Origin of the sequence: Labilithrix sp., from assembly GCA_019637155.1 — a bacterium.
Taxonomy (GTDB): domain Bacteria; phylum Myxococcota_A; class Polyangia; order Polyangiales; family Polyangiaceae; genus Labilithrix.
The window spans coordinates 463,849-483,133 of sequence record JAHBWE010000005.1; the positions used below are offsets into that span (position 1 = coordinate 463,849).

The 19,285-nt window shown below is 71.8% G+C and carries 16 protein-coding genes; 6 read left to right on the forward strand and 10 right to left on the reverse strand.

The window, feature by feature from the left end; translation table 11 throughout:
* Positions 1-8: 8 nt before the first annotated feature.
* From KF837_12985 to KF837_13000, 4 genes are all read right to left on the reverse strand, one after another.
* Entirely contained in the window at positions 9-1,781 is a 1,773-nt protein-coding gene (locus tag KF837_12985; GenBank protein MBX3228230.1) for a hypothetical protein, read from the reverse strand.
* Between the two features lie 103 nt (positions 1,782-1,884).
* A complete protein-coding gene (locus KF837_12990) occupies positions 1,885-3,867 on the reverse strand; it encodes a serine/threonine protein kinase (GenBank protein ID MBX3228231.1) in 1,983 nt (660 codons plus the stop codon).
* 81 nt (positions 3,868-3,948) lie between these two features.
* Positions 3,949-5,340, reverse strand: coding sequence for a sigma 54-dependent Fis family transcriptional regulator (locus tag KF837_12995; GenBank protein MBX3228232.1), 1,392 nt, complete (start codon positions 5,338-5,340; stop codon positions 3,949-3,951).
* Positions 5,341-5,940: 600 nt separating this feature from the next.
* The gene (locus KF837_13000; GenBank protein ID MBX3228233.1) at positions 5,941-8,355 is read right to left on the reverse strand and encodes a protein kinase; all 2,415 of its coding nucleotides are present in this window, start codon (positions 8,353-8,355) and stop codon (positions 5,941-5,943) included.
* 52 nt (positions 8,356-8,407) lie between these two features.
* Between KF837_13000 and KF837_13005 the strand changes: the two genes are divergently transcribed.
* From KF837_13005 to KF837_13015, 3 genes are all read left to right on the forward strand, one after another.
* Positions 8,408-9,295: an ROK family protein gene (locus KF837_13005; protein MBX3228234.1), complete on the forward strand. Its 888-nt coding sequence runs from the start codon at positions 8,408-8,410 to the stop codon at positions 9,293-9,295.
* A 207-nt stretch (positions 9,296-9,502) separates the two neighbouring features.
* The gene (locus tag KF837_13010) at positions 9,503-10,492 is read left to right on the forward strand and encodes an SIS domain-containing protein (protein MBX3228235.1); all 990 of its coding nucleotides are present in this window, start codon (positions 9,503-9,505) and stop codon (positions 10,490-10,492) included.
* Complete coding sequence (locus tag KF837_13015) at positions 10,489-11,643, forward strand: MFS transporter (protein MBX3228236.1); 1,155 nt, start codon at positions 10,489-10,491, stop codon at positions 11,641-11,643. Before KF837_13010 ends, KF837_13015 begins: the two co-directional genes overlap by 4 nt.
* Before the next feature lie 11 nt (positions 11,644-11,654).
* On the opposite strand, the gene KF837_13020 is transcribed toward KF837_13015, so the two are convergent.
* The 3 genes from KF837_13020 to KF837_13030 are packed head-to-tail and all read right to left on the reverse strand — an operon-like array spanning position 11,655 to position 13,434.
* The gene (locus KF837_13020; GenBank protein ID MBX3228237.1) at positions 11,655-12,587 is read right to left on the reverse strand and encodes a hypothetical protein; all 933 of its coding nucleotides are present in this window, start codon (positions 12,585-12,587) and stop codon (positions 11,655-11,657) included.
* Positions 12,584-12,949 carry a hypothetical protein gene (locus KF837_13025; GenBank protein ID MBX3228238.1) on the reverse strand — a complete coding sequence of 122 codons (366 nt, stop codon included), beginning with the start codon at positions 12,947-12,949 and terminating at the stop codon, positions 12,584-12,586. Before KF837_13025 ends, KF837_13020 begins: the two co-directional genes overlap by 4 nt.
* Positions 12,946-13,434 (reverse strand): hypothetical protein, encoded by a 489-nt coding sequence (locus tag KF837_13030; protein MBX3228239.1) that lies wholly within the window; start codon positions 13,432-13,434, stop codon positions 12,946-12,948. Before KF837_13030 ends, KF837_13025 begins: the two co-directional genes overlap by 4 nt.
* Before the next feature lie 221 nt (positions 13,435-13,655).
* Between KF837_13030 and KF837_13035 the strand changes: the two genes are divergently transcribed.
* The gene (locus KF837_13035) at positions 13,656-14,531 is read left to right on the forward strand and encodes a hypothetical protein (GenBank protein MBX3228240.1); all 876 of its coding nucleotides are present in this window, start codon (positions 13,656-13,658) and stop codon (positions 14,529-14,531) included.
* A gap of 8 nt (positions 14,532-14,539) precedes the next feature.
* Here KF837_13035 and KF837_13040 read toward each other — a convergent pair whose 3' ends face one another.
* Both KF837_13040 and KF837_13045 read right to left on the reverse strand, forming a co-directional pair.
* Positions 14,540-15,658: a trypsin-like serine protease gene (locus KF837_13040; GenBank protein ID MBX3228241.1), complete on the reverse strand. Its 1,119-nt coding sequence runs from the start codon at positions 15,656-15,658 to the stop codon at positions 14,540-14,542.
* A gap of 126 nt (positions 15,659-15,784) precedes the next feature.
* Positions 15,785-16,516 carry a hypothetical protein gene (locus tag KF837_13045; GenBank protein MBX3228242.1) on the reverse strand — a complete coding sequence of 244 codons (732 nt, stop codon included), beginning with the start codon at positions 16,514-16,516 and terminating at the stop codon, positions 15,785-15,787.
* Positions 16,517-16,624: 108 nt separating this feature from the next.
* Between KF837_13045 and KF837_13050 the strand changes: the two genes are divergently transcribed.
* The gene (locus tag KF837_13050) at positions 16,625-17,368 is read left to right on the forward strand and encodes a hypothetical protein (GenBank protein MBX3228243.1); all 744 of its coding nucleotides are present in this window, start codon (positions 16,625-16,627) and stop codon (positions 17,366-17,368) included.
* Between the two features lies 1 nt (position 17,369).
* Positions 17,370-17,894 (forward strand): hypothetical protein, encoded by a 525-nt coding sequence (locus KF837_13055; protein ID MBX3228244.1) that lies wholly within the window; start codon positions 17,370-17,372, stop codon positions 17,892-17,894.
* On the opposite strand, the gene KF837_13060 is transcribed toward KF837_13055, so the two are convergent.
* Positions 17,819-19,213, reverse strand: coding sequence for a PAS domain S-box protein (locus KF837_13060; GenBank protein MBX3228245.1), 1,395 nt, complete (start codon positions 19,211-19,213; stop codon positions 17,819-17,821). The genes KF837_13055 and KF837_13060 overlap by 76 nt on opposite strands.
* Between the last annotated feature and the right edge of the window lie 72 nt (positions 19,214-19,285).

The window sequence follows — 19,285 nt, forward strand, 5'->3', positions numbered from 1 at the left end:
CGCGCGTCCTACGGCTGCGAGCGGGGTGCAGGGGGCGGAGCCCCCGGCGTTGAAGACTTGAGCGCGACGTCGGTGGCGACGAGCGTCTCCTTGCCTTCGCCGTTCATGTCGCGGACGAGGAAGTAGAGCCAGCCGTCCGCGCGGAAGTGCGGGTAGAGCGCGTACTGGTTCGGGCCCATGTTCGTGACCTGGATGACGCGGCCGGTGAGGAGGTCGGTCATCGTGACGTTCGCGCTCGAGACCGGCTTCGCGCCCTCGTTCGCCGCCGGCGCAGGCTCGCTGTAGCGGTGCGTGACGACGAAGCGCTCGTCGAACGAGGTCATCACCTTGGTCCCGCCGCCGCAGATCGTGCCGATGACCTCGGCGTCCGCGCCGACGTCGCCGGTGGCGGGATCGATCTTCGTCGTGATCTTGCGGATCGTGTAGCCGCTCGTCGCCGGCTTCGAGCCGAAGCGCGTGAAGAGGAGGCGGCTCGACGGCGAGAACATCTGGTCGCCCTCGAGCGGGGTGGAGAGGTTCACCGGCTTCTTCGGCTTGAAGCCGATGCCGTCCGGCACCATTGGCGTGAGCACGGTCGTCGACTCGACCTCGAAGCCCTCGAGCGGCGCGGTGACCTGGTTGCCGCCGTCGTCGTTGACGTGGGCGCCGGTCGACATCCAGAAGGTCTGGCCGTCGAGCGAGGCGCCGATGCTCTGGTAGACGCTGTCCGCGACCGACGTGCAGCTCGGCTCATTGAGCGTGAGGAGCGGCTCCTTCTGCTGCGCCGCGGTCGCGAGCGCGCTCTGGCGGCAGACCTTGATCGGCCCGGGCTGGGGGGAGGAGAGGTTCGTGCCCGCGAACGAGACGCCGTCGTTGTTCGGGAAGAAGACGGGGTCGTAGCGCGCGTCGACCTTGATCGGCGGCGCCTCCTTGGCGGCCTGAAGGTCGACGATCGCGGCGGCGGTGAACTGGCCGTAGCCGACGTAGCGGCCGTCGGCGGAGCTGCGGACCCAGTAGCTCGTCTTCGGGAAGTCGCGCAGCACGCGCATCGTCTGATCGAGGCCGGCGGGCTTCCACGTCTCGGCCGCGAGCGGCAGCGACGTGAGGCAGTCCTCCGGGTTCGTCGCGGCGCCGCAGCCGTACATCGGCGTGGCCTCGTCGGCGAGGCGCGCGCCCCAGCCGGCGGTCTTCATCTCGAGGAGGTGGGCCTGGAGCTTGGGGTTCGCCACGTCGGTCACGCACGTCTCGGGCTCGGGCGGTCCGCCGAAGACCTCGTTGAAGGCGGGCATCCCGTTGAACACCCAGGCGACGACCTTCTCGAACTCCTCCTTCGTCATCTGCGGGACGAAGGAGCCGACCGGCATCGCCACGCCGCGGAACGCGTCGAAGCGCGCGCCCGACGGGTCGGCGTTCGTGAAGGTCTCCTCGAGGAAGTTGGCGCCGCCGGTCCAGAGCCCGAGGCGCGCCGACGAGTACCGGGCGGTGGGGTCGTTCTTGTCGTCGCTCATGCACGCGACGCGCGCGGCCGGCTCGAGCTCGGGCTGGTTGAAGCACTCCCACGCGACGTTGAACATCTGCTCGGCCCAGCGCTTCACGTCGCTCCGCGAGGCGGTGTGGCACTGGTTGCAGTGTGCATGCTCTCCGGAGATGACGTCCTTCGCGTCGCGCGCGAGCTTGAGCTGCGCCTCCGTCGCGCGCGCCTCGCTCGTCCCGGTGCTCTCGTCGCGAGGCTCGGCGCACCCGGCGATCGCCGCCGTGCTGCCTGCCGTGATCAAAGCCCCGAGAAGGATGAACGAACGCATGGGTGCCTCTGTAGGTGAGTGTGTGTTCTAGCGCACCTCAGCCGATCCGCCAGGTGGTCCCGGGCGTTCGCTCCGAATTGGTCAAGCTTTTGAAATGTGGCTCTTATTCGCGCTCGTTGACGGCGAGGCGGCGCATGGCGCGGACGGTCGTGCCGCCGACGTCGGCCTCGAAGGAGACGTCGTACGTGCCCGTCACGCTCGGCGCGTGGAAGGTCGCGCGGATCGCGCTCGGGTCCTGCGACGCGAACGTGACGAGGGGGCCGCCGGTCGTCTTGCCGGTGGCGTGGATGGAGAGCTTCATGTCGGTGACCGGCGTGGTCTTCGGGTCCGCCGCGCCGTAGATGATCTTCGCCGTGATCTGGACGAGCACGCCGGGCTTCACGAGGTGCGGCGACTCGAAGATGAGGCGCGGCGGGCCGACCCGCGCGCTCGTGCCGTTCTGCGCGTCGACGAGCTCCTCCTCGCACTGCGCGCGCATGTAGCGCGCGGAGTTGTCGGTCGGCTCGAGCTCGAGCGCGAGGCTCGCGATGTTGCGCGCGCCGACGAGGTCGCCCGACTCGCGCGCGGCGAAGGCCATCGTGACCATCTCCTTCGCCGCCGCCGACTTCATCTGCCGGAGCGTCCCGTCGGTGGGCCAGCGCTTCATGCCGTCGTCGACGAGCTCGCGCACGTTCTCGCCCGGCGGCGTGACGTAGTGACCCTCGGCGAGGGCGAGGCGGACGCGCTCGTGATAGAGCCGGCGCTCCTCGGCGGGGTGGAGCATCAAGCGATGGATGAGGAGCGCCGTGATCGCGGAGCCGAGCGCGAACACGAAGACGAGCATGAGCGCCGACGGCCAGCGGGAGGCGGGCGGGGTGGCCGCCGGCTCCGAGGGCTCCGAGATGCGGGGCTCCGAGGCGCGCGCGGTCTCGACCGCGCCCGACACCCGCGCGGGCGGCGGCGCCGAGCGGGCGCCGTGGTCGCTCGAGGCGCGCGGCGTCGGGACGAGCCCGAAGTCGTCGACGGTGGGCGCGAGCGCGACGCGCTTCGACGATCCGGCGGGGTCGGGGAGGTGGCTCATGCGCGCGATCGCGCCGACGTCGGAGAGCGAGATGTTCGCGTCGCGCGCGGCGGCGACGAGGGCGGCGGCGAGCGCGCGCCCGTTCTGCGCGCGGTTCTCCGGCTCCTTGCAGAGCTGCTCGCCGATCGCGCGCGAGAGCGCGACCGGCACCGCCGCCCCGGCGGCGTTGATGGTGTGGAGCTCGGGCGCGGGCTCGTGGATGTGCTTGATGAGGAGCCCGAGCGGCTCCGCCTCGAACGGCGTGCGTCCGGCGAGCATCTCGAAGAGCATCGTCGTGATCGCGTAGACGTCGCCGGGCGGCCCCACCGGGCGGCCCTGCGCGCCTTCGGGCGAGATGTAGCGAGCGGTCCCGAAGATGAGGCCGGCCGCGGTCTCCATCGACTGCTCGCCGAGCGTGAGCTTCGCGATCCCGAAGTCGAGGACCTTGACCCACTCCGCGACCTCGGCGCGATGCACGAGCATCACGTTCTCCGGCTTGAGGTCGCGGTGCACGATGCCGCGCGCGTGGGCCTCGCCGACCGCGTCGCAGATCTGGAGCGTGATCGCGAGGGCGCGCTCGATCGTGAACACGCTCCCGGCCTCGCGGAGGGCGCTCGCGAGGGAGACGCCGTCGAGGAACTCCATCACGGTGTAGAGCGATCCGTCGTCGAGCTGACCGGCGAGGTACACCTCCACCACGTGCGGGTGTTGGAGCTTGCTCGCGATCTTCGCCTCGCGGTTGAAGCGGGAGACGAGCTGCGTGTTGGAGGAGAGCTCGCGATGGAGGATCTTCACCGCGACGTCGCGATCGATCCCGCGCTGGTGGGCCCGGTACACCCGACCCATCGCCCCCATTCCCGCGATCGACTGGATCGCGATGTCGCCCGCGATCACGGTGCCGAGGTAGCGATCGGTCGGCGGCGTCTCCTCCGTCGCGGGGTGGGGATCGTCGAGCGGGGCTCCGTCCTTGGGACAGAACAGCGCGTCCGACTCGTACCGCCCGCGGCAGCGCGGGCAAGTCTTGGCTGGACGCATGATCGCGGTCACGTTCCGGGAGCATAACCCTTCGCCGGGCGCCTGCTAACCGGTGCTCGCCTACTCGTTTTCTTATTCAGGCTCGTTTTCTTGTTATTCGAGCTCGTTTTCTTGTTCGGGCTCCGACGAGCGCAGGCCGAGCCGGGCGATGGTCCGCTGGAGGAAGCGGCGGCTCACCCCAGCGAGCTCCGCGGCGCGGGTGAGGTTCCCGTTGGTCTTCCGCATCATCGCGCGGATGTAGACCTCCTCGAACTCGCTGGTCCACGCGTCGCGAGCGTCTTTGAGCGGGAGGTGGAGCGGGACGATCGCTTCGATCCCTTGCGGCAGCGCGCTGGGCTCCCGCGCCGCGGAGGCACCCGATCCCGATCCGGATCCCGCTCCCGATCCCGCCTCGGGTTCGGCTTCGCCGAGCGTGATCGCGCGTTCGATCGCGTTTCGGAGCTCGCGCACGTTGCCGGGGAACGCGCGTGCGGTGAGGGAGTCGAGGAGGAGGGCGGGGATCGGCCGCTCGCTGCCGGTGATCTTCGCGAACAGCCGCTGGGCGAGGGCGGGGATGTCGTCTTTCCGGTCGCGGAGGGCGGGGAGCGCGACCTCCACGACGGCGAGGCGGTAGTAGAGGTCCTCGCGGAAGGTGCCTTCGTTCACCATCGTCGCGAGGCGCCGGTTCGTGGCGCACACGATCCGCACGTCGACGTCGGTCTCTTTCGTCGCGCCGACGCGGCGCACGCGTCGCGTCTCGATCGCGCGAAGGAGCTTCGCCTGCATCGCGAGCGGCATCTCGCCGATCTCGTCGAGGAACAGCGTCCCGCCGCTGGCCTCCTCGAAGGCGCCGGCCCGGTTCTGGACCGCGCCGGTGAACGCGCCGCGCACGTGCCCGAAGAGCTCGCTCTCGAACAGGGTCTCGGGGATCGCGCCGCAGTCGACGGGCACGAAGGGCCCGCGCGCGCGCGGCGACTGCGCGTGGACGGATCGTGCGACGACGTCCTTGCCGGTCCCGGTCTCGCCTTGCACGAGGAGCGTCGTGTCGCTCGCGGCGACGCGCTCGAGGACGGTGTAGACCTGCCGCATCGGCAAGCTGGCGCCGACGAGCTCCCCGAACGACGTCCGCGCGGAGATCGCGAGGAACGTCGGCTCGCTCGCGGCGTCGACGCGAAACGCGGACGCCCCGCAGCGCACGACCGTCCCCGGCGCGACGTCGACGTCACGCACGCGCGTCTCTCCGATGAAGGTACCGTTGGTGCTCCCGAGGTCCCGCAGCGTCACGCTGGTCGCCGACGCGACGACCTCGAGGTGCACCCGCGACACGGCCCGATCGGCGAGCCGCAGCGACGATCCCTCGGCGCTCCCGACCTTCGCGGTCCCGTTCTCGACCCGACACCGCACCCCCCGCGAAGGCCCCTCGATCACGACGAGCTCGACCGCCAGGACCGCAACCCCCCGCGCCCCAGGCACCTTCGCCGTCTCATCGAGCACAAACTCGCTCATCCCCACGATCGTACACGCCCCACGCCGCGGAGGCGCCGGCTGTGTAGCGGGCGCGGAGCGCGGAGCGCGGGGCCTTCGCGCGGAGCAAGCCCGCCGGCCGCGGTGCGTGGAGCTTCTTTTCTTAGGCCTGCACTGACGTCATCTCCACCTACGGCCTCTTTCCGTGGGGCGCGGGTGGGCCTTCTGACCTACAACGCCACGGGGTCACAACGAGGACGACCTCACCAAGCCCGCGCCCCCTCGGCTCCGCCCGACAAGTCCCTCGCACAGCCCGCGCCCTCCGCGCCTCGGCTCCGCCGAAAAGATCCTCGAACGGATGTCCGCTCCCCTCGGCTCCGCCCGACAAAGTTCCTCGTACGGATGCCCGCGTGCCCTCCGTGCCTCGGCTCGGTCGAAGGGTCCTCGTACAGATGCCCCGTGCGCCCGGTGCCTCGGCTCGGCCGAGGTCCTCGAACGAATGTCCACTCCCTCGGCTCCGCCGAAAAGTCCTCGAACGATGTCGCGCTGCAGCTCGGGTCCGAACGGATGTCCGCCTCCTCGGCTCAACCGACAACGTCACTCGTACGAATGTCTGCGTCTCCACGGCTTCAGCCGACAACGTCACTCGTACGGATTCGCAGGCGGCCGCTTCGGCTTCGCGCTCGTCGCGGGTGCGGGTTGCGCCGGCGCAGGTGAAGGTTGTGCGGGTGCGGGTTGTGCGGGTGCGGGTAGCGCGGGCGCGGGTTGCGCGGGTGCGGTTGGACGTGCGGGAGTTGGGCGCGGGCTCGGACGTGGCGCGGGCGTGGGCTTCGCGAGCGCGCTCGCCGGTGCGGACGGAGGCTCCGCCGTCGTCGATCCGGTGCTCTCGGTCGAGGGTGGCGTGGCGCTCGCGGATGCAGCTTCGATCGGGGCGGCGCCGCCGCTCGGCGCGCCCGCGCTGCTCCCGGGCGCGGCGGCGCGATCGGAATCGGACCGACTCGCGAGCACGCCGACGACGAGCGCGATCGCGACAACGACCGCCCCGCCAATCACGAGCGGCACGAAGGATCGCGTCGGCGGCGCGGGTACGACGTCGTCGGCCCCCAGCGTCGGCATGCCGACGGCATGGCGCGATACCCCATCTCCGGCCGCCCAAGCTTCGCCCGGCGGCGTCGGCATGCCGACGGCAGCGTGCGAGAACCCCTCTCCGGCGCCGCGCGTCTCGCCCGGCGGTACCGGCACACCGCCGCCATGGAGCAGCGGACCAGACGCAGGCGATGTCGGCATGCCAACGGCGCCATGGAGCAGAGGGTCGGATCCGGGCGGTGTCGGCATGCCGACTGTGGCATGGAGCAGGGGATCGGACCCAGGCGGTGTCGGCATGCCGACGGCGCCGTGGGGTCGAGGACCGGACGCAGGTGGTGTCTGCATGCCGGCGCCGCCTGGGTCGGCCGAGCGGTGCGTCGCCGCCATAGCTGCGGCAAGCGTCGGCGCGGCTGCAAGCGTCGGCGCAGCAACGAGCGTCGGCGCGGCTTCGCGCGCGGCCCTGACAAGCGTCGGCGCAGCAACGAGCGTTGGCGCGGCTGCAAGCGTTGGCGTGGCTACGAGCGTTGGCGCGGCTGCGACCGTTGGCGTGGCAAGGAGCGTCGGCGCGGCGAGCGTCGGTGCGGCGTCGGCGGAGCGCTGCGTCGCGCCGAACGCGGGCGGCGCACCGCTTTGGTTCGGCCCCGTTGGCATGCCGACCGACGGCATGCCGACAGGCGCGGCGTCAGGAACGGTCGCCGCCGCCACGGTCGCGAGGAGCGAAGCCGTGACCGTCGCAGGCACTCCCGCGGTCGGTGGCGCGCCTGCGGTCGGTGGCGCGCCTGCGGTCGGTGGCGCGCCTGCGGTCGGTGGCGCGCCTGCGGTCGGTGGCGCGCCTGCGGTCGGTGGCATCGCGGTGCGGGGGATGCCGGCGGTCATCGTTACGGATGCGACGGGCTCTGCGGACGCGGCGAGATCTGCGGAGGGGGCTGCGACGGCTGGTGGTAGCGGCGCGGGGGCGAGGGGGGACATCACGGCGGCGCCAGCGCCGAGGCTTGCGAGCGAGGGCTCGTGGGCGAGCTTCGTGCGGACCTGTGCGCGGCGCTCCTCGATCTTTGGGCCGATGAGCTCCTTCAGCGTCGTCGCGACCTCGGTGTGGGTCCCCAGCAGGCCCGCTTCGCTCGCCGCCGTCTCGAGCGCCGCGCCCATCGCGGCCGCGTTCTGGAAGCGCGCGGCGGCGGACTTCTCGAGCGCGCACGCGAGCACGTCGTCGAGCGGGGCGAGGCGTGGGTCGAGCGTCGAGACGCGCGGCGTCGCGACGTCGAGGATGCGTCGCATCGTCTCCGCCTCGTTGTCGGCGCGGAAGCAGCGCTTTCCCGTCAGCGCCTCCCAGAGCACGACGCCGACGGCGAAGATGTCGAAGCGTCGATCGATCGGCTCGCCGCGCAGGTACTCCGGCGCCATGTACGCGAGCTTGCCCTTGAGGCTGCCGTCGCTCGTCGATTGCATCGCGTTCTTCTTCGCGAACTTCGCGACGCCGAAGTCGGTGACGCGCGCGATGCCGTCCTCGCCGACGAGAATGTTCTGCGGGGAGATGTCTCGATGCACGAGACCGACCGGACGCGAGCGCTCATCCACGAGCTCGTGCGCGGCGTGGAGCCCGGCGCACGCGTCGCGCAGGATGCGGACCGCGACGCGCGCGGGGATCCGCGGATCGCCCGCCGTCCGGCGGCTCGCGGCGACGAGGAGCTCACCGAGAGACCCGCCTTCGATGAAGTCCATCACGAGGCTGAGCGAGTCGCCGTCAACCTCGACGTCGCGTACGTCGACGACGTTCGCGTGCCGGATCATCGACGCGAGCCGCGCCTCCGCGATGAGCTCGTCGCGGAAACCAGGGCTCTCGAGGAGATGGGGATGCGGCTTCTTGATCGCGACGAGCTGCCGGAAACCCAGCGCACCGCGCGCGGTGCCGATCCAGACCGACGCCATGCCTCCGGACGCGAGCTTGAGCAGCGCCTCGTACCGAGCGGCCATCCGCGCCGGATCGTAGCTGGGCTTTCCCGTTGGGGCGTGAAATCATCGCTGCGTGCTCGGCGTCCTCGACATCGGCGGCACGAAGATCGCCGCCGCGCTCGTCGACGAGGGCCGTCTCGTGCAGCGACGCGAGGAGCCGACCCGGCCGGCCGAGGGCTTCGAGCGCGCGATGGTCCGCACCCGCGCGATGTTCGGGGATGCGACGTTGAGCGGCATCGGCGTCGGCAGCACCGGGCCGATCGATCGAGACACTGGCGTCTACGGCAAGGTCGACGTGCTCCCCGGCTGGGAGGGCAGAGACCTCCGGCGTACCTTCGACGGCGTGCCGATGGTGATCGAGAACGACGCCGACGCCGCCGCGCTGGGCGAAGCCGCGATCGGCGCCGGCCGCGGCGTCGCGCGCTTCGTCTACGTCACGATCAGCACCGGCATCGGCGGCGGCATCGTGCTCGACGGCGAGCTCTACCGCGGCGCCGGCGGGACGCATCCCGAGATCGGCCACCACATGATCGAGGCCTCGGGGCCGGCGTGCGCGTGCGGAGCGCGCGGATGCTGGGAGGCGCTCGCGAGCGGCCCCGCCTTCGCCGCCCATGCGCGAGCGCGCGCGCCCGAGGCCGTCCGCGCCGGCCTCACCGCCGAGACCGTGTGCCGGCACGCGAACGAAACGTGGGCGCGCGAGGCGATCGAGCGCGAGGCCTTCTACCTCGGCGTCGGCCTCGCGAACGTCATCGCGATGTATGCCCCCGACGTCATCGCGCTCGGCGGCGGCGTGATGAAGAGCGAGCCGCTCTTTCGCGATCGCATGCGCGAGACCATCGCGCGCTCCGCCACCCTCGTCCCCGCCGCCACCACCCGCATCGTCGCCGCCGAGCTCGGCGCCGACGCCGTCCTCCACGGCGCCGCTCACGCATTCACGCTCGCACGAGGTCGCCCGTCATGAGCCCGACCCCGCCCATGCGCCCGGCTTTGCGGTCCCGTTGCGCGTCCCCGCCCGCGCGCCCGGAGGCTCCGTGGCCGCGTAGCGCGCCCTCACCCGCGCGCCCGGAGGCTCTGCGGCCGGGCCGCGCGTTGGCGGCGCGCCCGGAGGCCTGGGCGTGTTGGGGAGGGGTTCGTGCCTGACGTCGTGCGTGGGCCCTATCTTGGCGATTTGCTGCGGCAGCCTGCGGCGGTCGAGGCGACGCTTGCTGCGCTCGCGGTCGATGATGCGCTTCGCGGCGTCGCGGAGCGGTTTCGCGCGGGCGCGTTTCGGCGTGTCGTCCTCACCGGCATGGGCTCGTCGCTCGCGGCGTTGCATCCGCTCGCGATCCGCCTTGTGTCGCACGGCGCGATCGTCATCGACGCGTCCGAGCTGATCCACGCGCACGCGAGGCTCATCGACGAAGGCACCCTCGTCGTCGCGGTCTCGCAGTCGGGGCGGAGCGCGGAGATCGTGCGGCTCGTCGACGGCACGCTCCGCCCCGGCGCGCTCGTCGGCGTCACGAACACGGCGGGCTCGCCGCTCGCGACGGCCGCGACGGCGACGCTCCTCACGCACGCCGGCGAAGAAGCGACCGTGTCGTGCAAGACCTACGTCGCAGGGCTCGCCGCGCTCGTGCTCCTCGGCGACCTCCTCTCCGGCTCGCCGTTCGCCACCGCGCTCGCCGCCGCGCCTGCGGCGATGAAGACGTACCTCGATCGCTGGGAGGAGCACGTCGCGGAGCTGATCGCGCTGACCGCGGGTATTCGCGACGTCTTCGTCGCCGGTCGCGGCGCCTCGGTCGCGGCGGCGTACACGGCGGGCCTCATCCTCAAGGAGTCGACGCGTCTCCACGCGGAGGGCATGACGAGCGCCGCGCTCCGGCACGGGCCGCTCGAGATGGCGGCCGCGCACGTGCTCGCGCTCGTCTACGAAGGGGACGCCGCCGTCGCGCCGCTGAACGCCGCGCTCGTCGCCGATCTCGTGCGCGCCGGCGCGCGCGCGTTCCTCGTCGGAGCGGCCGCGACCCACGCGTGCTTCCGGCTCCCGATCGTCGACCCCGCCGCGCGGCCCCTCCTCGAGATCCTCCCCGCGCAGATGCTCTCCCTCGCGCTCGCCGCGCACGCGGGGATCGAGGCCGGGCGTTTCGTCCACGCGACGAAGGTGACCGCGACGGAATGAGCCGGGCCACCGTCGCGCTCGTGCTGGTGGTGTTCTTCGTCGTCTCGATCTTCACGAACACCCTCGGCGCGCTCTTGCCCGACATCATCGGGACGTTCGCGCTCTCGCTCACCGCCGCGGGGCTCCTCCCGTTCGCGTTCTTCGCGGCGTACGGCGTCGCGTCGATCCCGGCGGGGCTCCTCACCGAGCGCACCTCGGAGAAGCAGGTGATGGTCGGCGCCTTCGCGCTCGCGCTCGTGTCGTCGCTCGCGTTCGCGCTCGTCCCGCGTTACCCCGTCGCGATCGCGTCGCTCTTCGTCACCGGCGTCGCGATGGCGGCGGTGCAGGTCGCGGCGCAGCCGTTGCTCCGCGTCGCGGGCGGCGAGGCGCGCTTCGCGTTCTTCTCGACGCTCGGGCAGCTCGCGTTCGGCGCGGCGTCCTTCGTGAGCCCCCGCATCTACACCGCCCTCACCCTCCGGAGCCTCCCGTGGACGAGCCTCTACTGGCTCTTCGCCGCCCTCGCGGCGGTGCTCGTCGTCGTGCTCTCCGTCGCGAAGCTCCCGCGCGTGGAGCGCAAGGACGACGAGCGCGCCGGCTCCCTCGACGCGCACCGCGCGCTCCTCCGCGGCGGCGCCGCGCGCTGGTTCGCGAGCATCTTCCTCTACGTCGGGATCGAGCAAGGGATCTCGAGCTGGCTCTCGCAGTTCCTCGCGACGTACCACGGCGTCGATCCGCGCACCGGCGGCGCGAACGCGGTCTCGTGGTTCTGGGGGCTGATGACGCTCGGCTGTGTCAGCGGGCTCGTCGTCCTCAAGGTCTTCGACTCACGGAAGGTCCTCGTCGTGCACGCCGTCCTCGCGATCGTGCTCTTCGCGATCGGGCTCTTCGGACCGACCCCGATCGCGATCCTCGCGCTCCCCGCGGTCGGGCTCGTCGCGTCGGTCATGTGGCCGATCATCTTCGCGCTCGCGCTCAACTCGGTGCGCTCGCATCAAGGCACGCTCTCCGGGATCCTCTGCACCGCCATCGTCGGCGGCGCGGTGGTGCCGCTCGTCATCGGCCGCGTCGGCGATCGCCTCGGCCTCCGCGCGGGCATGACGCTCCTCTTCCTGAACCTCGGCTGGATCCTCGCGATCGGCTTCTGGGCGAAGCCGGTCGTGAAGGAGCGCTGACCTCCGGATCGTCAGAACGATCGCGCGAGACCCGCCCAGCCGCCGCCCGGCAGCGCGGCGGCGGTCGGATGCCAGTCGGTGAACACCGCGGCGGTGAGGATGGTCAACGCGCCGGCGAGGATCGAGGTGCCGATGAGCGCGTTCGTGACGACCACGAGCGGCTCGCCGCGCTCCTGGATGTCCTTGCAGTCGGGGCCCGGTCCGCGGTCGCAGCCCTTCGCGGTGAAGTCGTCGTGCTGCGCCTTCGCGACCAAGCCGGTCCCGACCGCGCCGCCCGCGAGGAGCAGCGTCAACCCGGCGCCGACGTACACGACGACCGGCGGGACCCTCCGCATGTTCGGCGGGGCGGGCTCTTGCGGCGCGGGCTCCTGCGGCGCGGGCGTGACGGCGACGACCGGAGGCGCCGGCGCCGTCGTCGGCGGCGGCGAAGGCGCGATCGTCACCGTCTCGCCGGCGCGCACCTCGATCGCCTGCTCGCGCGTCGTGCTGTCGACCGTCACCGCGGCGACGTGCTTGCCGGTCGCGACCCACGTCTCGCTCGTGGTCTCGCGTCCTCCGACGACGACGCGGCAGAGCGAGCCGCTCGGGCAGGTGAGGCGGACCTTGCCCGCGCGCCCTCCGAGCTTCTTCTTCGCCGCCGCCACGCTCGCGGCGAGGGCAGGGGTTCCGCCGGGCCGACTGCTCCGCTCGAGGAGCTCCGCGCCGAGGGCGGGATCGTCCGCGTCCACCGCGGCGTCGAGGGCCGCGGTGAGCGCGACGGCGCTCGGGAGGATCGTGTCCGCCTCGGCGAACGCGCGCGCGGCGGCGGGGTAGTCGTGCGCGTCGTGCGCGGCGAGCCCGCGCGTGTACGCCTCCTTCGCGCGCGCCTTCTCGTCGCCGTCGGCGCGCGCGACGCCCGCGACGAAGACGAAGAGGAGCGCGAGCGCGAGGCCGGCCGCCCTCATGGGCACCCCGGTCCGGAACAGCTGCAGAGCCCGCTGCCGCAACTCACCTTGCACGTGCCGTCGCATTGGACCTGGCAAACGCCGCTCCCGCAATCGATGTCGCACGTCGCGTTCGCCTCGCACCGCGTCGCGCACGTACCGCTCCCGCAGCTGATCGAGCAGCTGCTCCCGGCCCGGCACACCGGCGCGCAGGCTCCGCTCCCGCACGAGAACGTGCAGGTCCCCTCGTCCGCGCAGGAGCAGTCTTGTCCGGTCTTGCACGAGCGCTCGACCTCGCCCGGGATGTCGAAGTCGAGCGTGCACGCCGGCCACACCGACGTCCCGGCGATCATGATCCCGAGCGTCGCGAGCGCGCGGCTCACTCGCAGTTGCCGCCGTTGCACGAGTTGTTGCACGTCGCTCCGGCCGCGCATTGGAACTTGCATCCTCCACCGTTGCACGAGTTGTCGCAACGTGAACCGGCCGCGCACTCGATCGTGCAGCCGCCGCCGGAGCACGAGTTCGTGCACTCCGAGCCCTCTTCGCAGCGGAACGTGCAGCCGCCGCCCGAGCAGCCGTTGACGGCGGTCGTGTCGTCCTTCGCGACGAACGTGCAGTTTCCGGACGGACAGCTGTTGCTGCACTCGCCGCTGCTGCACTCGCACGACGTCCCGGAGAGGCTCTGGCAGCTCGTGCTCGCGCTCGTGTCCGCGCCGGGCGTCACGACGACGCGTCCGCCGCCGCCCGAAGACGAAGAATTGGAATTGGAAGAGGAGGAGGGCACGCGCGTCGCCGGCCGATCGCGCTCGTCGTCGTCGCTGCCCCGGTCGGACGCGTTGATCGTGCAACCGGAGAGCGCCGCCATCATCGCGCCCGCAAGGATAAAGCCCGCAACCTTCATCGATTCATGCTCCTGAGCCGGAGAGCGTCCGTCGCCCTCGTGGACGCTTCCAGGTCCACGCGCCGTGCCTGGTCGCGGGGCCGAAAATAGGCTGGAGTTTCGCGGGCTGACGCGTCAGCGACGACGCGCCCGACCCCGCGCCGCCGGAACGGGCGCGTCGCCGGTGACGCGGGCTACGATGACGGCCGATGAAGAAGAAGGCGATCGTGATCGTGGCCCTGCCTCTCGCGTTCCTCGCGTGCGCATCGTCGACGACGTCGTCGACGTCGCCGCCGCCCGCGGTGCCGCCGCAGCCCGACCCGTGCGCCGGCGACGCTCCGTGGCTCGTCGCGATCCTGGGCGAGCTCCCGCTGAAGAGCGACAGCATCCACCTCGATCGCGGGATGCGGGACCCCCAGCTCGCGTCGCGGATCTCCCGCGGCGAGCTCCGCGACGTCGACGGCGCGAGCTACTGGCTCAAGAACGTGAGCTGGACCTCGCAGGTCATCTACGAGTACCCGGGCCGCCCGACGCAGAAGGTCGTCGTCGCGCGCAACGTGAACGGCAAGGATCCGCTCACGCTCGGAGACGTCGGCGCGCCTCCCGCGCTCACGCCGCCGATCCGCCTCGCGAGCGGCGTCCTCGAATACCGCCCCAACCCGGCCGTTCCCCCGGAGGAGCAGCGCTACCTCTACGTGTTCCCCGACGCGACGTGGATGATCGTCGACGGCTGGATGGGCCCGCGCTTCGGCCCCATCCTCAACGGCACCGCGGAGAGCCCGCCGCCCTCGCCGAGCCCGCCCGACACGTACCTCGAATATTGTTTCCCGCGCTCCGGCCGCGCCGAGGTCGACGGCGCGAAGTCGGCCGGCATCGACATGCAGTCGGATCACTGGGCGATGCGGTTCCGCACGACGGGCTCCGGCCTCTACGCCGAGATCGCGCACACGTTCGCGACGCCGGAGATCGCGCTGCACGAAGAGGCGGCACAGCGGGCGCGCTGCGCCGGCAAGAAGTGCCAGTCGATCCAGGGCCGCGTCGAAGGACGCGTCGTCCGCTACGCGATGCCGTTCGGCGCGCTCTGATCGCCGGATCAGCGCGTGAAGCGCGACCGCGGCACGACCTGCTTCGCCTGGCTCGGGCTCGACCACGAGAGGCGCGCCGTCGCGCCGCCGGTGCTCTCGTAGTATTCGAGCTTGATCGCGCGCGGCTGGCCGGCGGTGAACGCGACCCTCGCGCTGCGCGTGGTCGGCGAGTGATCGCGCCACTCGTCGATCACGATCGCGCCGTCGACGTAGAGGCGGAAGCCGTCGTCGCCGCGGACCTCGAGCGTGTACGTCTCGCTCGTCGGCGCGGTGAGCTTGCCGCTCCAGCGCGCGGCGAACGAGTCGCGCTCGATGATGGAGTCGGGCGAGCCGCTCCCCCAGTCGAAGTCGATCGCCGGATCGACGCGCGTGACCTTCGGCTCGCCGGTGAGCTCCTTCGTGTCCCAGTACTCGGCGAGGAGCCCGTCGGCCGGCTCCGCCGCCTCCCACGCGCGCTCCTGCGCCCGGATCTGCGCGAGGAAGGCGGGCACGTCGCCGAAGACGTCGCGCTTGCCGGTCCAGTCGGAGACCCATCCGCTGTTGATGAGGAGCACCGCGCCGGACGCGTCGACGCGGACGGGCCCGCCCGAGTCGCCGGGGCAGAGCGTGTTCCGGATCGTCGTGCCGAAGCGGTAGCCGATCTCGCGCTTCGTGCCGCCGCCGGTCTGGTGCTCCCAGTCGTCGTTGCAGCCGTAGCCGTAGATCGTGAGCGCGGTCCCGTTCGCCGGCTTCGCGGTCGCGAGCGGCGCCGGCCGCGCGACGTCCGCCGGCACCGGCGTCTTGAGGCGGAGGAGCGCGACGTCGACGGCGCCGAGGCCGCTCCGCGCGAAGGAGCGGTAGCGATCGATCGGGTAGCGCGCGGTCCCGGTCGGCTCCTTGTCGATGCGGAGGCTCCCGAACGATCCCGAAGCGTCGCGCGTCGCGTAGCGGACGCAGTGCGCGGCGGTGATCGCGACGCGCGGCGAGACGAGCGTCGCGGTGCAGTAGCTGCCCCAGCTGAAGCTCGCCATCCCGACCTCCGGCGCCTCGCGCGTGACGGCGCCGCCGATGACGGCGTCGTTCGTCTCGACCGAGGTCTCCACCTCCTCCTCGGAGGTGTCCGCCGCGCACCCGGTGAGAAGAGCCAAGCCGAGAAGCAAATGAAACCGCATCACGGCGGGAGGATTTATCGGGCGGGCGCGCGCGGCCGGCATCCCCGGCCCGTCTCAGCGGCATTTGCGCGAGTCGCGCAGCCCTCACCCCTGCGTGGGGGTTTACTCCCCGTCGGTCGCGTCGTCCTCGCGGAACATCGCCTTGGGGCGACGCTTCGGTTTGTCGAGAATACCGGATTTGAGGAGAAGCGTTCCTTCACCGATAAGAGCGGCTTCCGCGAGGAGGAGCGCCTGCTTCATCGGCCGATCGAGGCGCTGCGCCACCTCGTCGAGCTCGTCGCGGAGGCGCGCGGCGTCCTCGTCCGGGAGCGGGTCGGGGCTGAAGACCTGCCGCCACTCCTCGTACGCGTCGCGCATCGCGGCGATGGCGCGGTTGACGGGTCGATAGGCCTCGTCGCCGAGCATGCGCTGCACGTAGCTCGTCGCGAGGCGCTTCTCGATCTCCTGCACGAGCGCGTCGAAGTCCTCGCGCTTCAGCCGGCGCGCGCGTTCGCGCTCGCGATCGAGGTTGCGGAACAGGGCCTCGAGCAGCGGCGAGCGCGCGTTCACGGCGGCGATCGACGCCTCGAGCTTCTCGATCGCGGAGACCGCCGCGCCCTGCATTCGCTTGCCGAGGTCGCCGCGCGCGGAGGCGAGCTCCGGCAGGCGGAGGACGCGGAAGAGGACGTCGTCGGCGCCGTCGCGCGCCTCGGCGATGCGGCGGCGCGCGGTCTCGAGCCACGTCTTCTCGTCATCCATCCCCGGGTTCGGGGCGACGGCGGCGCTCGCGCCGGCGAGGCGCTCCTCGAGCACCGCGGCGTGCATCACGAGCTCGTATGTTTCGAGGACGGACACGGCGCGACGATACCACGCGCGCGGAGGCGGGCCGCAGCGTGAGCGATTGAAGGTTCTTGGCGCAACGCCAGTCCAATGGTGTACCGCTAGCTTTCGAGGGAGCTTGAAATGACGAGAAAGACGCTGGGATGTTTGATCCTCGCTGCAGGTATCGTCGCGTGTGACGACGACAAGAAGGGTGACGAGGCGTCGAAGGTGCCGCCCCCGCCGGAGCAAGGGGGTGTGCTCGGAGCCGCGCGCTTCCGCTACAAGTGCCTCCTTCCGTCGGACGCGCAGTGTGACTTCGACAAGGAGCTCGGCACCGGCGCGGGCGGCTCGAGCTCCAGCCTGCCCACCCTCGCGACCGGCTCGCGCTTCGGCCTCGAGATCGAGCTCAACGCGAGCGCGGGCGAAGGCGACGCGCCGGCGCTCACCGCGCTCCACCCGACCTTCGCGACGGTGGAGGCGGACGGCGTGACGCTGGTGCGCCCCGGCAAGACGACGATCGGGCTGAGCCGAGGGGCGGACATCGTCGACATGCTCGACGTCGAGGTCAAGGACCCGACCGGGATCAAGCTCTTCTCCGGCGATCCGCAGGGCCAGTTCACCGACGTGAAGGTCGGCGTCGGCTCGGTGAAGGCGACGGTGCAGTTCACGTTCCGCTTCCGCGCCGCGCTCGCGGACGGCGACCAGGTCCTCGCCGGCTCGGTGCCGTGCAAGTGGACGACGAGCGACGCGGAGATCGCGAACATCACGACCGAGCCGGAGGACAACATCGTCACGGTGGTGACCGGCACGAAGCAGGGGACCGCGACGATCAAGGTGGAGCTCGGGACGTTCTCGACCGAGATCCCGCTCACGGTGGGAGGCTGACATGAAGAAGCTCTTTTTCGTCTCCGCCGTCGTCCTCGCCGCCTGCAGCGACCCGCCGCCGCCGAGCCTCGCGCGGATCGCGATCGACGACACCACGAACGACGGCACCGCGGGCCTCACCTACGTCCGGAACGACGTCGAGCGCCTCGAGGCCGATCCGACGAAGGGCGTCGTCCTCGGCGACGGCCTCAGCTACGTGCTCACGCTGAGCCGCCGCATCGCCGACCCGCCGGACAAGAAGGCCGACTCCGAGGCGCTCCTGGAGAAGCCGTTCACGATGACGACGACGGGCGACGTCGTCACCGCCGCGCGGACGACGCAGTCGAGCCGCGTCATCATCCACACCGTGAAGCCGGGCGCCGGCACGGTGGTGTTCACGGTCGAGGGCGCGACGGGGAGCGTCACGATGCCGGTTACGGTCGTCGAGCAGAGCGCGGTCCCGAGCGACGTCTACCCGCCCGACGCGCCGCGTCCGACGCCGGAGGCGGGCGCCGACGACGCGGGAGCCGACGACGGCGGCACCTGACGAGCCGGCAGGCTCACGACGAAACGTGCGCCGCCGGTCGGGCCCGATCCGGCGATGACGGTGCCGCCGTGGCTCGCGACGATGCGCTTCACGAGCGCGAGGCCGAGCCCGGTCCCGGTCGCGCGCGTCGTGAAGAACGGCTCGAAGATGCGGGCCGCGTTGTCGCTCGCGATCCCGGCGCCGGAGTCCACGACCGCGAGCTCGATCGCGGTCGTGCTCTCGGTCGCGCGGCGGGTCAGCTCGATCGCGAGCTCGCCGCCGTTCGGCATCGCCTGAAACGCGTTCGCGACGAGGTTCACGACGGCGCGATGGATCATGTCGCGGTCGACGTCCGCGAGGAACGGCGCGTCGCCGGCGTCGTAGCTCACGCGGACGGCGCAGCCCGCGGGCCGCTCCGAGTCCACCGCCGCGACGGCCTCCTTCGCGATGCCGACGAGGTCGCGCGGCTCGAACGACGGCGCGAGCGGCCGCGTGAAGTCGAGGAGGTCGCGCACGGTCCGCTGCAGGCGCGCCGCTTCGTCCTCGACGATGCCGAGCAGCATGTTCGCGTCGGCGGCGGGTGGCGCCCTTCGCAGGGAGGTGAGGGCGTTGTAGATGATCGAGACCGGGTTGCGGATCTCGTGCGCGACGCTCGCCGCGAGCTCGCCCAGCGCGGCGAGGCGCTCCTGCTTGACGAGCTGCTCCTGCACGCGCGCCAGCTCCTCGCGCGCGGCCTCCTCGGCGGTGATGTTGTGGACGACGAACTGCAGCACCGGCTCGCCGGCGTACTCGCTGCGTGAGACGACGGACGAGTACCAGAGCACGCGCCCGTCGCGCGCGACGAACCGGTTCCGCAGCGGCCCGGAGTACTTCCTCCCGCTCGCGACGAACTCGGCGAGGAAGGCGGCGACGCGCGCCTGGTCCTCCGGATGAATGAGCCGGTTCTCGGCCTGCGGCATCTGAAAGTCGCCGACGGTGTACCCGGTCTGCTCCTCGAGCGCCGCGTTCGCGTACGTCATGCGCGACGACGCGTCGGTGATGAACACGATGTCGGGCGATCCGTCGACGAGCGTCCGAAAGCGCTCCGATAGCGAGGCGAGGTCGGCCTCGGTCTTCCGCGCCGCGGTGACGTCGCGATACACGAAGACGGTCCCGTCGCCGCAAGCGCGCGCCTCGACCGCGAACGCTTCTCCGCCGGCGGGCTCGCCCGGCGCCACGATCCCCGCCGCGATCGCCGCGGCGTTGCGGTACCGAACCTCGCCGTCGCGGCCGAGGACGACGACCGGCTGCGGCAGCGCCTCGAGCACGTCCCACGGATCGACCCCCTCGCGCGCCGCCACGGCGCAACGATAGCTCGACCCTTCACCCTTTGCGGCAGGCGCTACCGCGTGGGTCATTCGAGCGAGCGCGCC

What these genes read in the sequence shown, in the direction of transcription:
- KF837_12985 (MBX3228230.1), bottom strand. Translation starts at nt 1,781, where the DNA reads ATGCGTTCGTTCATCCTTCTCGGGGCTTTGATCACGGCAGGCAGCACG.
- KF837_12995 (MBX3228232.1), bottom strand. Translation starts at nt 5,340, where the DNA reads ATGAGCGAGTTTGTGCTCGATGAGACGGCGAAGGTGCCTGGGGCGCGG.
- KF837_13000 (MBX3228233.1), bottom strand. Translation starts at nt 8,355, where the DNA reads ATGGCCGCTCGGTACGAGGCGCTGCTCAAGCTCGCGTCCGGAGGCATG.
- KF837_13015 (MBX3228236.1), top strand. Translation starts at nt 10,489, where the DNA reads ATGAGCCGGGCCACCGTCGCGCTCGTGCTGGTGGTGTTCTTCGTCGTC.
- KF837_13020 (MBX3228237.1), bottom strand. Translation starts at nt 12,587, where the DNA reads ATGAGGGCGGCCGGCCTCGCGCTCGCGCTCCTCTTCGTCTTCGTCGCG.
- KF837_13030 (MBX3228239.1), bottom strand. Translation starts at nt 13,434, where the DNA reads ATGATGGCGGCGCTCTCCGGTTGCACGATCAACGCGTCCGACCGGGGC.
- KF837_13035 (MBX3228240.1), top strand. Translation starts at nt 13,656, where the DNA reads ATGAAGAAGAAGGCGATCGTGATCGTGGCCCTGCCTCTCGCGTTCCTC.
- KF837_13050 (MBX3228243.1), top strand. Translation starts at nt 16,625, where the DNA reads ATGACGAGAAAGACGCTGGGATGTTTGATCCTCGCTGCAGGTATCGTC.
- KF837_13055 (MBX3228244.1), top strand. Translation starts at nt 17,370, where the DNA reads ATGAAGAAGCTCTTTTTCGTCTCCGCCGTCGTCCTCGCCGCCTGCAGC.